The sequence below is a fragment of the Rathayibacter sp. VKM Ac-2759 genome (genome assembly GCF_009834225.1).
In the GTDB taxonomy this organism is placed as follows: Bacteria; Actinomycetota; Actinomycetes; order Actinomycetales; family Microbacteriaceae; genus Rathayibacter.
The window spans coordinates 532,318-543,409 of the sequence record NZ_CP047176.1; the positions used below are offsets into that span (position 1 = coordinate 532,318).

Genomic DNA, 11,092 nt, shown 5'->3' on the forward strand with positions numbered 1-11,092 from the left:
CGAGGTCGCCCCGTCTCGCAGGTCGCGCGGGTCGCCCGGAGGGAGGACGATCTCACCGGAGTCCCGATCGAGCAGCGCGTGCGCGGACGGATCCCGGGTGACGGGCACGCCCCCGGCCGCGGCTCGCGGAGTCCTCGCCTGAAGGGACGCCTCGTCTCGTCCGTTCGGACGAAATGTCCTCGAGAACGCGCCGGCCGGAGTGATCGGGCCGTTAGCGTCGGGGCATGCCCGGACTGTCGCGCCGCCTCCCGCCGCAGCTCATCGACGTCGTGCTCGCGCTCGCCTTCGCCGGGTTCTGGCTGTCGGCGGAGGCGGGTCGCCTCGCCTACGAGGGCGGTCCGGTCCGAGCCGCGCTGATCGTCCTGATCGCCGTGGTCGTCGGAACGAGCGGCGCGGCGCCCGCGCTCGGCCTCCTGACGGCCGCGGCGGTCACCGCTCTCGCTCTCCTGGGCGCCGACGCCGGGCTCAGCGGGGCGTGGCCGCTCGTCGCCGGGCTCGTCTACGCCGCCGCCCGGTCCGCGACTCGCCCGCAGGTGCGAGTCCGCGCGGTGCTGGCCGTCGCCCTCCCCGCCGCGGCAGCGGCTCTCGCCTTCCGGGCGGAGGGACCGGCTCCCGCCGCGGCCCTCGCCGGCCTCGTCGCCCTCGGGCTCGCCGGCGGACTCCTCGTCCGGCTCCTGCGCGAGCGCGCACGACTCCTCGCCGAGCAGCGCGCGCTCGAGCGGAACCTCGAGGACGCCGGTCGCGAGCTGTCGCTCATCGCCGAGCGCACGCGCATCGCGCGCGACGTGCACGACATCATGGCGCAGTCCCTCTCCATCGTCCTCGCGCAGGCGGACGGAGCCGTGAGGCTCGTCAGGACCCGGCCGGATCGCGCGGAGTCATCGTTCGCGGTGATCTCCGACGTCGCCCGCACGTCGCTCGTCGAGGTGCGGATGCTCATCGAGTCGATCGGTCCCAGCGCGGTCACCCTCGACCAGCCGACCCTCGAGAACCTCCCGCAGCTGCTGAAGCGGTTCGACGCCGCCGGTCTCGTCGTGGGCTTCTGCGAGAGCGGCGAGCCCCTCACCCTCTCCGACGGCCAGCAGCTCGCCGTCTACCGCATCGTGCAGGAGGCGCTCACCAACGCTCTCCGCCACAGCGGCGACCACCCCAACGCGTTCCTCCGCCTCCTCTGGGACGGCACCGCGCTGCTGCTCGAGATCACCTCCCGCGGACACCCCGGCCGCGAGCCCTCGATCGGTTCCGGGATGGGGATCGTCGGCATGAAGGAGCGCGCCGAGCTCGCCGGCGGCTGGCTCACGGCCGAGGACGCCGACGGCGGAGAGACCTTCATCGTCACCGCCTCCATCCCCGCGCCGCCTCGCGGGGCCGGCGCGTGATCCGGGTCGCGGTCGCCGACGACCACCTGCTCTTCTGCTCGGGGCTGCAGATGCTCATCGACGCCGAGCCCGATCTCGACTTCGCGGGAGCCGCCGTCGACGGAGCGGCGGCCGTCGCGCTCGCGGTCCGCGAGAACCCCGACGTCTTCCTCCTCGACATCCGGATGCCCGTCCTCGACGGGATCTCCGCCGCGCGGCAGATCACGCAGCACCCCGGCACCGGCACTCGCGTGATCGTCCTCACCACCCATCAGCACGACAGCGCGATCGCCGAGTCCCTCGCCGCGGGAGCCGTCGGCTTCCTGATGAAGGACGCCTCCACCGATCTGCTCCTCGGCACCGTCCGGGCCGTCGCCGCAGGCCGCACCGTCGTCGCCGGCGCCGGCGATCGAGCCCCGCTCCACGACTACGTGTCGAACGCCCCCGCCGCCGCTCCGGACGTGCTCGCTGCTCTCTCCCCGAAGGAGCGCGAGATCTTCGCCTCCGCCGCGCAGGGCCGCAGCATCGCCGAGATGGCCGCCGAGGCCCACCTCAGCGAGTCCACCGTCAAGAGCCACGTCTCGAGCATCCTCAGCAAGCTCGGTCTCGCCTCGCGCCTCCAGCTCGTCGCGTTCGCCCACCGGCACGGGCTCGCCTGAGGAGCGGCGCGAGCTACCCCTGCACGAACGAGGCCGCCCGCGCCCGCGTCCGCAGCCGGTACACGCTGGTGGTCGCGGTGATGAACAGGTCGGTCCCGTCCGGTCCGCCGAAGCAGACGTTCGACACGACCTCCGGCACGGGCGCGAAGAAGACCTCTGCGCCGGCCGACGTGAACACGTGCACGCCGTCCCCGGCGGACGACCAGACGCGCCCGTCCTCGTCGACGGCGATGCCGTCCGGCGCACCCCGGTCGATCTCCGCGAAGAGCCGGCCGTCGCGGGCGGCGGTGCCGCGGCCGACGACTCCGTAGGCGCGGATCCAGTGGCCGGGGCCGTCGCCGTTGACGCGTGCGGTGTTGGTCACGTAGACCGTCCCGCCGTCCGGCGAGAACGCGATGCCGTTCGGCTGCACCATGTCGGTGATCATCGGCGAGATCCCGTCCTCGGCCGACCAGCGGAAGACCCAGCGGGCTCCGTACTCGAGCTCGCCCGGGTGGCCCTCGCGCGGCTGGCTGATGCCGTAGTCGGGGTCGGTGAACCAGTAGGAGCCGTCGGGCGCCAGTGCGACGTCGTTCGGCGAGTTCAGCCGTCCGCCGTCCCAGCCCGCCACGAGCTCCTCGAGGGTGCCGTCCGGCCGCTCGCGCTCGAGGCGGCGGCGCCCGTGCGAGCACTGCACGACGCTCCCGTCGGCGTCCAGGAGGCGGCCGTTGGTGAACTCCACGCCCTCGCGGTGCACCGACGTCTCCCCGGTGGCGCCGTCCCACTGCAGGATCCGGTCGTTCGGGATGTCGCTCCAGCGCAGACGCCCCTCGGCGGGGATCCAGAGCGGACCCTCGCTCCAGACGGCTCCCGTGGCCAGCCTCTCGAGCGCTCCGTCACCGTGAAGCAGTGCCATCGGCTCCGCCCTTCCTCTCGTCGTCGAGTCCGCGGAGCAGCGCCCGCTGCGTCCAGTCTGCCGTGGTCCGGCTCCTACGCGGTGGAGCCCGCGATGCGCGGGAGCAGCCGCTGGATCGCCGTCGCGGCGGCCCCGCGGGCCCACTCGATCAGCCCGCCGTCGTCGACCAGCAGCATCGGAGCCCGGGCGTCCGGGTCGCGCGTCGCCGCGATCGCCGCGTCGACGAGGGAGGTCTGCTCCGAGTACAGCGCCACGCCCTCGCCCGCGAGGATCACCGTGTCGACCATCGCCAGGTTCGCGATCGCCGAGATCATCGTCCCGAGCGCCCGCGCCGAGTCGCCGAGGATCCGCGCGGCCGCCGCGTCGCCGCTCGCGGCCAGAGCCAGGCCCTCCACCAGCGTCAGGGAGCGGCCGGAGGCGACGAAGAGCTGGCGCTCGATCGATCCGAGCGTGAGCATCGCCGTCGAGCAGCCGCGGTGGCCCGTCTCGCACACCGGCCCGCCCGGGTCGAGCGGGAAGTGCCCGCCGAGCCCGAGTCCCGCGGCCGGAGGCGCGACCACGCGGTCGTGCACGACCAGTCCGTAGCCCACTCCGGCCCCCATCGTCAGCACCGCGAAGTGCGAGAGCCCGCGTCCGCGCCCGAACCAGTGCTCGGCGGCGGTCAGCGCCACCACGTCGTTCTCGAGCGCCACCGGCAGGCCGAGCGCCTCCGAGACGGGGCCCGCCAGGTCGACGTCGCGCCAGCCGAGGAAGGGCGCGCGGCTCACCCGCCCCGCCGCGTCGACGCTGCCGCCGATCGTGATGCCGAGTCCCGCGAATCCGGAGGCGCCGCCCAGCTCCTCGACGACCGCCACGATCGCGTCGATCACGTCGCGCGGCGCCGTGCCGCCGAGGTCGCGGACGATCTCGAGGTCGGACTGCGCGCGCAGGTCGGTGCGGACCGCGAGCACCTGCGTGCCGGTGACCTTGACGCCCGCGAAGCGCAGCGCCTCCGGTCGGATGTCGAGCGGGCGCGCCGGGCGGCCGATGCCGGTGCTCTGCTCGGCGCCCTCGACGAAGAGCCCGCCCTCGATGAATGGCCGCGCCAGGCGGGTGAGGCTGGCGGGGGAGAGGCCGAGGCGGCGGCCGAGGGCGCCGCGCGAGATGGGGCCGTGGATGAGGACCTCGCGGGCGAGCAGCTCCGCCGAGGTGCCGGTGCCGTCCTCGGCCGCGATGGTGTCCGTCATGTCCGGCGCCCTTCTTTCCCTATCGGTACGAACCTAGTCGCCGCCTGCTCTCCAGCACTCCCGATCGCGCACGGCGATCGCTCTTGACACCCGCGTTACTTCTGCCGTAGAAAGAACGCATGCAGCGCAGCACCGACGCCACGGCACCCGCAGGGGCCCTCCGATCCGCCGAATCCTCCCTGTTCCACCTCCGCAGCGGAGGCACGAGCGTCGTCGTCGACGCCCGCTCGGTCACCTTCCCCGCGATCGTGCACTGGGGCCGCGACCTCGGTGATCTTTCCGCTCCTGAACTATCGGCGCTCGCCGACGCCGCCGTCCCGCAGCGCGTCTCGGGCGGGCTCGACGCCCCCGCCCCCTTCTCCCTCGTCGCGGTCGAGGCCGACGGCTGGCAGCACGCCCCCACCCTCGAGGGCACGCACGAGCGCGCCACCAGCACCGAGCGCTTCGTCGTCGAGGCGCTCGAGAGCGTCGACCAGTCCCTCCGCGTCACCGCCACCGGCGCCGGTCTGCGGGTCTGCATCGACCTCGAGCTCGACACCGCGGGCCTGCTCACCCAGCGCGCCCGCGTCGAGAACCTCGCCGAGCGCCCCTTCCGCCTCGAGCGCCTCGAGCTCGGCTTCCCCCTGCCCGCCACGGCGCGCGAGATCCTCGACACCACCGGCCACCACCTCCGCGAGCGCCACCCGCAGCGGCACACCCTCACCATCGGCGAGCACGTCCGCTCCACCCGCCGCGGCCGGCCCGGCGCCGATGCGACCCTCCTGCTCGCGGTCGGCACCCCCGGCTTCGGCTGGGAGCGCGGGCTCGTGCACGGCGTGCACCTCGGCTGGAGCGGCAACGCCGCCGTCCGCGCCGAGCGCACGCCGGAGGGCGTCTCCCTCCTGGCCGCGGGCGAGCTGCTGCGCCCCGCCGAGCTCGAGCTGGCCCCGGGCGAGAGCTACGAGACCCCGGTCGCCTACGGCTCCTGGGGCGACGGGCTCACCGCTCTGCAATCCCGCTTCCACGCGGCGGTGCGCGCCCGCGCTCAGCACCCGGCGACGGCGCGGCCCGTCACGCTCAACACCTGGGAGGCCGTCTACTTCGATCACGACCTCGCACGCCTCACCGCCCTCGCCGAGCGCGCCGCGCGGATCGGCGTCGAGCGCTTCGTCCTCGACGACGGCTGGTTCCTCGGCCGCCGCGACGACACCACGGGTCTCGGCGACTGGAGCGTCGACCCCGCCGTCTGGCCCCAGGGGCTCTCGCCGATCATCGACGTCGTCACCGGACTCGGGATGCAGTTCGGCCTCTGGGTCGAGCCCGAGATGATCAGCCCCGACTCCGAGCTGGCGCGGGCGCATCCGGAGTGGATCCTCGGCCCCGCCGGGCACCTCCCGCCGTCGGGCCGGCAGCAGCAGGTCCTCGACCTCTCGCAGCAGGGCGCCTACGACCACGTGCTCGGCGCCCTCGACGCGCTGCTGGTGGAGTACCCGATCCCGTACCTCAAGTGGGACCACAACCGCGACCTGGTCGAGGCCGTCTCGTCGGCGACCGGCCGCGCGGCGGTGCACGAGAACGTGCTCGCCCTCTACCGCCTGCTCGACGAGCTGCGCGCCCGGCACCCCGGCCTCGAGATCGAGGCCTGCGCCTCCGGGGGCGCCAGGGTCGACCTCGGGATCCTCGCCCGCACCGACCGCATCTGGACCAGCGACTGCATCGACCCGCTCGAGCGGCAGACGATCCAGCCGTACACGCAGCTGGTCGTGCCGCCCGAACTGATGGGGCAGCACATCGGAGGCCCGCAGTCGCACTCGACGAAGCGCGCGCACTCGCTCGCCTTCCGCGCCGGCGCGGCCTTCGCGGGCCACCTCGGCATCGAGTGGGACATCTCCGATCTCGACCCCGCCGTCGAGGAGGAGCTGACCCGCTGGGTCGCGTTCCACCGCGAGCACCGGGCGATGCTGCACACCGGAACGGCCGTGCGAGCCGACCTCGCCGACACCGCTGCCGCGCTCTCCGGAGTCGTCGCCGCAGACCGGCGATCGGCCCTCTTCACCTTCGCGCAGCTGCGCACGGGTGAGAGCTACCCGCCCGGGCGCATGACCTTCCCCGGCCTCGATCCCGACACCGCCTACTCCGTCCGTCTCGCCCCCGTCACCTCGCCGCTCGGCGGCCCCGGCCAGTCGGGCCTCGGCTGGACCGAGCGCGAGACCGTCCTGCCCGGCCGCGTCCTCGCCTCCGTCGGCCTGCAGGCCCCCGTCCTCGATCCCGAGCAGCTCGTCGTGCTCGCCCTGACGGCGGTCTGACCCGCCCGACCCGCCGCCTGCCGGTCGCACCCCGCGACCTGCAGGCTGCTCCGCCCTGCCCTCACATCCCCCCAGCGCAAGGAGGCGCCACCATGTCAGCACGCCCCGCACCACCTCCCGGGTTCTCCCGGAGGCTCTTCCTCTCGGTCCCGCTCGCCGCCGCGTCCGCCGCCGCGCTCGCCTCCTGCGCCTCGCCCGGCGCCGACGGCGTCACCACGCTCGACTTCTTCCAGTTCAAGGCGGAGGCGGTCGAGGACTTCGCCCGCATCATCCGCGACTTCGAGGCCGCCAACCCCGACATCCGCGTGATCGCGAACAACGTGCCCGACCCCGACACGGCCATCCGCACGCTGCTCGTCAAGGACAAGGTGCCCGACGTGCTCACCCTCAACGGCAGCGGCTACTACGCCGACCTCGCCGAGGCGGGGGTGTTCCACGACTTCACCGGCGACGAGCTCGTCGACCGGGTGAACCCCGCCGCGCTCGAGATCCTCGCCGACCTCGGCTCGTTCAACGGCGAGGAGGTGAACGCCCTCGCCTTCGCGAACAACGCCGACGGCATCCTCTACAACCGCACGATCTTCGCCGAGAACGGCATCGAGGTCCCGACGACCTGGACCGAGCTGATCGCGGTCTGCGACGCTCTCGTGGCCGCGGGCGTCACTCCGTTCTACGGGGCCCTGCTCGACAACTGGACCGGCGCGCCCGCCTTCAACGCGATCGGCGGCCAGCTGCAGCCCGAGGGCTTCTTCGACGCGATGCGCGAGGAGGGAGCGTCGCTCGGCGCCGACTCCCCGGTCTCGTTCTCGAAGGACTACGCCACCACCATGGAGCGGCTCGGCCAGATCTTCTCGTACACGCAGGAGGGCGCCTTCGGCCGCGGCTACGACGACGGCAACCAGGCGTTCGCCGCGGGCGAGGCGGCCATGTACCCGCAAGGGATCTGGGCGATCAACCCCGTCCGCACCAACAACCCCGGCATCGACCTCGGAGTGTTCCCCTACCCCGTCCTCGACGACCCGGCCGAGACGCGGGTCACCTCGGGTGTCGACGTCGCTCTGGCGATCGGCCGCGGCACGCCGAAGCTCGAGGCGGCCCGCCGCTTCGTCGACTACCTGCTCACCCCCGGGGTCGTCGAGCCCTACGTCGAGAGCCAGGCCGCGTTCTCGCCGCTCGTCGACGCGGCGCCCAACTCCGACCCGACCCTCGCCGAGCTGCAGCCGTACTTCGAGGAGGGCCGCCTGATCGGCTTCGTCGACCACCAGATCCCCGCGAGCATCCCGCTCAACCCCACCCTCCAGGCGTTCCTCGCCGACGGGGACGCCGACGCGGCGCTCCGGACCCTCGACAGTGAGTGGCGCAAGGTCGCGGCACGCACGACCAGGAAGTGATGAGGCCATGACCACGACCACGACAGCCGCCGCGCAGACGGTGGCGGCGACGCCTCCCGAGACGCCCCGCAAGCGGCGCACCATCGGGCGCACCTCGAAGACCTTCTACTGGATGACGATCCCCGCCGTCCTGCTCTTCTTCGTGCTGCACACCGTCCCGGTGCTCACCGGCGTCTTCTTCAGCTTCACGAACTACGCCGGCTACGGCTCGTGGGATCTGATCGGCGTCTCCAACTACCTCGCCCTGCTGCAGGACGACCGGGTCTGGAAGGCCTACGGCTTCACCTTCGGCTTCGCGATCGTCTCGACGATCCTGGTCAACGTGATCTCGCTGGCGATCGCGATCGCCCTGAACGCGAGGATCAGGTTCCAGACGGCCTTCCGCGGGATCTTCTTCATCCCCTACGTGCTGTCGACGCTGGTCATCGGCTACGTGTTCCAGTACCTCTTCGCCAACTCGCTCCCGCAGATCCTGGGCGCGATCCCGGTGATCGGCGAGAACATCCTCGCGAACCCGGACTGGGCCTGGGTCGCGATCGTCGTGCTGGCGGTCTGGCAGGCCTCGGCCTTCTCGATCATCATCTACCTCGCGGGACTGCAGACCATCCCGGGCGAGCTCTACGAGGCGACGTCGCTCGACGGAGCGACCACGTGGCGGCAGTTCACCTCGATCACGTTCCCGCTGATCGCGTCGTTCTTCACCATCAACATGGTCATCTCGATGAAGAACTTCCTGCAGGTCTTCGACCACATCATCGCGCTGACCAACGGCGGCCCCGGCACGTCGACGGAGTCGATCACGCTGCTCATCTACCGCGGCGGCTTCCAGGGCGGCGAGTACGCCTACCAGACGGCCAACGCCGTCCTCTACTTCCTCATCATCATCGCGGTCTCGCTGATCCAGTTCCGGGTCCTCAGCCGCAGAGAGGCGTCGTTCTGATGACTTCGACCATCACTCCCACCACCGCCATCGCCCTGGGTGAGCCGCAGGACGGGAGGCGCCCGCGCCGCCCCTCCCGCGACACCTACCGGATCAACTGGTGGGCGACCGCCCTGATCGCGGTCTGCTCGCTCACGATCCTCCTGCCGCTCTACTTCGCCGTGGTGACGGCGCTGAAGACACCCGATCAGCTCGGCGGCACCGGCTTCGAGCTGCCGACCTCGATCTCGTGGGAGAACTTCTCGGCGGCGTGGACGGCCACCCGCTTCCCGCAGGCGTTCGTGAACACGGCGCTGATCACCGTCGGCGCGGTCGGGCTGACCCTCTTCTCGAACTCGATGGTCGCCTACGCGGTGGCCCGCAACCTCGACAAGCCGTTCTTCAAGGGCGTCTACTTCTACCTGCTCGCCGCGGTCTTCGTGCCCTTCCCGATCATCATGCTGCCGGTGGTGAAGGAGACGGCGCTGCTCGGCCTCGACAACCAGGTCGGCCTGATCCTGCTCTACGCGGTGTTCGGGCTGTCGATCAACACCTTCATCTACACGGCGTTCATCCGCTCGATCCCGATCGAGCTCGAGGAGGCGGCGCGCACCGACGGGGCCTCGACCTGGCGCACCTACTGGCAGGTGATCTTCCCGCTGCTCGGACCGATGAACGCGACGGTCGGGATCCTCACCTGCGTCTGGGCGTGGAACGACTTCATCCTGCCGCTCGTGGTGCTGTCGGATCCCTCCGCCCGCACGCTGCCGCTCGCCGAGTACGTCTTCCAGGGGCAGTTCAACACGAACTACACCGTCGCCTTCGCGTCGTACCTGATGGCGATGGCGCCGCTGCTGATCGTGTACCTCTTCGCCCAGCGCTGGGTCGTGAGCGGCGTGATGCGCGGCTCGATCAAGTAGGGCGTCGAGGGAACCCCGGGCCGTCGAGACCGCCGTTACGGGCGGGCCACCTCGACGGTCCGGGGTTCCCTCGGTGGTTCACGCCGCGGGCCGCAGGGTGCGCAGGAGGGGGAGGCAGAGCAGGAGGGCGACCGCCGGCAGCAGGAAGGCGGGGCCGAGGGACGGGCCCGACGCGATCACGCCGAGGACGACGGCGCCCGCGACGGCGCCGGCGTAGTTGAACAGGTTGACGCGCGCGATCACCTCGTCGCTGCGCGCGGGGAGGATCGCGCCGGCGGCGCTGAAGGCGAGCGGCACGAGCGCCCCGGTCGCGAGCCCCGCGACCGCGAAGCCGATGATCGCCCCGGCGGCGGAGGGGACGGCCGCGACCGCGATCAGCCCGAGCACGCCCGCGGCGAGGGCGAGCGCCGCCAGCCGCTGCCTCCCGAGCCGCGACTCGAGCGGGTCGGTCGCGAGCCGGGTGAGCAGGATCGCGCCCTGGTAGGCCGCGTAGCCGAGCGGAGCGATCGCCGCCGCGACCCCGAGCCCGGTCTGAAGGTACGCCGTGCTCCAGGTCGAGACGGCGGAGTCGAGCAGGAACGCCACCAGGACGATCATCCCGACCGCGACGAGCCGACCGCGCGGAAGGACCGCCCGGTCGGCGACGCCCGCGCTGCGCGCCGCTCGCGCCGGGTCGAGCCAGAGCACCCCGACGGCCAGGACCGCGACATCGACCACGGCCGCGACCACGAGCGCGCCGGTCACCGCGCCGCTCGAGGCGAGGAACGCCGACATGCACAGCGCGCCGACGATGGCCGCCGCCGTGTACGCGGCGTAGAAGCGGCCCATCAGCGCCCGCCCGCTCGAGCGCTCGTGCAGCACGCCCTGCATGTTCTGCGCGGCGTCGAGCATGCCGAGGCCGACTCCGTAGAGCACGATCGAGCCGAGGAACACCGGGAAGACCGATGCCGAGGCGATGCCGAGGATCGTGACGGCCTGCGCGAGCAGCGCGAGGCACATCGCCGCCCGGCTGCCCCACCGGACCGCGACCAGATCGGCGAGCAGCGAGCCGATGGCCGCGGCGATGCAGGTGCCGAGGACGATCAGGGCGACGACCGTCGCGTCGAGCTGCCAGCGGGCGGCGGAGGAGGGGAGCGAGGTCATGATCGCCGCGTAGCCGAGCCCCTGGGCGGCGAATCCGGCGCCGACGGCGAGGCCGCGCCGATCGGTCCTGCGGGTGGCGGGCGTGCGGGTGAGGACGGACACGGGCGGCTCCTCGAGGGGTTCGCAGAGTTGGACCGGTGTCCAACTCGGGACAAGAGAAGCCCAGGAGGAGGCTGCGGGCAAGCGGCACGAGAAGTCTTCATCCGCTCGAAACGCGGCCGAAACGGCGGGCGCGCGAGGCTGCCCGGACCTCTTGACTCGTGCCCGCCGAGCGGCTTTACTCGACGGAGTTGGAC

Annotated in this window: 9 protein-coding genes; 6 read left to right on the forward strand and 3 right to left on the reverse strand. The window is 72.5% G+C overall.

Annotated elements, in window-relative coordinates:
• Positions 1-224: 224 nt before the first annotated feature.
• Positions 225-1,379 (forward strand): histidine kinase, encoded by a 1,155-nt coding sequence (locus GSU68_RS02465; RefSeq protein ID WP_159905538.1) that lies wholly within the window; start codon positions 225-227, stop codon positions 1,377-1,379.
• Entirely contained in the window at positions 1,376-2,017 is a 642-nt protein-coding gene (locus GSU68_RS02470) for a response regulator transcription factor (protein WP_159905539.1), read from the forward strand. Before GSU68_RS02465 ends, GSU68_RS02470 begins: the two co-directional genes overlap by 4 nt.
• Positions 2,018-2,030: 13 nt before the next feature.
• Here GSU68_RS02470 and GSU68_RS02475 read toward each other — a convergent pair whose 3' ends face one another.
• Together GSU68_RS02475 and GSU68_RS02480 are read right to left on the reverse strand one after the other, a co-directional pair.
• The gene (locus tag GSU68_RS02475; RefSeq protein ID WP_159905540.1) at positions 2,031-2,912 is read right to left on the reverse strand and encodes an SMP-30/gluconolactonase/LRE family protein; all 882 of its coding nucleotides are present in this window, start codon (positions 2,910-2,912) and stop codon (positions 2,031-2,033) included.
• Positions 2,913-2,986: 74 nt separating this feature from the next.
• Positions 2,987-4,138, reverse strand: coding sequence for an ROK family protein (locus GSU68_RS02480; protein ID WP_159905541.1), 1,152 nt, complete (start codon positions 4,136-4,138; stop codon positions 2,987-2,989).
• A 119-nt stretch (positions 4,139-4,257) separates the two neighbouring features.
• On the opposite strand from GSU68_RS02480, the gene GSU68_RS02485 reads away from it, so the two are divergent.
• The 4 genes from GSU68_RS02485 to GSU68_RS02500 all read left to right on the forward strand — a co-directional run bounded on the left by GSU68_RS02485 (position 4,258) and on the right by GSU68_RS02500 (position 9,653).
• The gene (locus tag GSU68_RS02485; protein WP_159905542.1) at positions 4,258-6,423 is read left to right on the forward strand and encodes an alpha-galactosidase; all 2,166 of its coding nucleotides are present in this window, start codon (positions 4,258-4,260) and stop codon (positions 6,421-6,423) included.
• A 92-nt stretch (positions 6,424-6,515) separates the two neighbouring features.
• The gene (locus tag GSU68_RS02490) at positions 6,516-7,814 is read left to right on the forward strand and encodes an extracellular solute-binding protein (RefSeq protein WP_159905543.1); all 1,299 of its coding nucleotides are present in this window, start codon (positions 6,516-6,518) and stop codon (positions 7,812-7,814) included.
• A gap of 7 nt (positions 7,815-7,821) precedes the next feature.
• Positions 7,822-8,754: a sugar ABC transporter permease gene (locus tag GSU68_RS02495; protein WP_159905544.1), complete on the forward strand. Its 933-nt coding sequence runs from the start codon at positions 7,822-7,824 to the stop codon at positions 8,752-8,754.
• Positions 8,754-9,653, forward strand: coding sequence for a carbohydrate ABC transporter permease (locus GSU68_RS02500; RefSeq protein ID WP_159905545.1), 900 nt, complete (start codon positions 8,754-8,756; stop codon positions 9,651-9,653). Before GSU68_RS02495 ends, GSU68_RS02500 begins: the two co-directional genes overlap by 1 nt.
• A gap of 78 nt (positions 9,654-9,731) precedes the next feature.
• Here GSU68_RS02500 and GSU68_RS02505 read toward each other — a convergent pair whose 3' ends face one another.
• Positions 9,732-10,898, reverse strand: a complete 1,167-nt coding sequence (locus GSU68_RS02505) for an MFS transporter (protein ID WP_159905546.1) — start codon at positions 10,896-10,898, stop codon at positions 9,732-9,734.
• Positions 10,899-11,092 lie beyond the last annotated feature (194 nt).

Excerpts from the sequence above, each read along its gene's own strand:
- GSU68_RS02465 (WP_159905538.1), top strand. The coding sequence starts at position 225 with ATGCCCGGACTGTCGCGCCGCCTCCCGCCGCAGCTCATCGACGTCGTG.
- GSU68_RS02475 (WP_159905540.1), bottom strand. The coding sequence starts at position 2,912 with ATGGCACTGCTTCACGGTGACGGAGCGCTCGAGAGGCTGGCCACGGGA.
- GSU68_RS02480 (WP_159905541.1), bottom strand. The coding sequence starts at position 4,138 with ATGACGGACACCATCGCGGCCGAGGACGGCACCGGCACCTCGGCGGAG.
- GSU68_RS02485 (WP_159905542.1), top strand. The coding sequence starts at position 4,258 with ATGCAGCGCAGCACCGACGCCACGGCACCCGCAGGGGCCCTCCGATCC.
- GSU68_RS02490 (WP_159905543.1), top strand. The coding sequence starts at position 6,516 with ATGTCAGCACGCCCCGCACCACCTCCCGGGTTCTCCCGGAGGCTCTTC.
- GSU68_RS02495 (WP_159905544.1), top strand. The coding sequence starts at position 7,822 with ATGACCACGACCACGACAGCCGCCGCGCAGACGGTGGCGGCGACGCCT.
- GSU68_RS02500 (WP_159905545.1), top strand. The coding sequence starts at position 8,754 with ATGACTTCGACCATCACTCCCACCACCGCCATCGCCCTGGGTGAGCCG.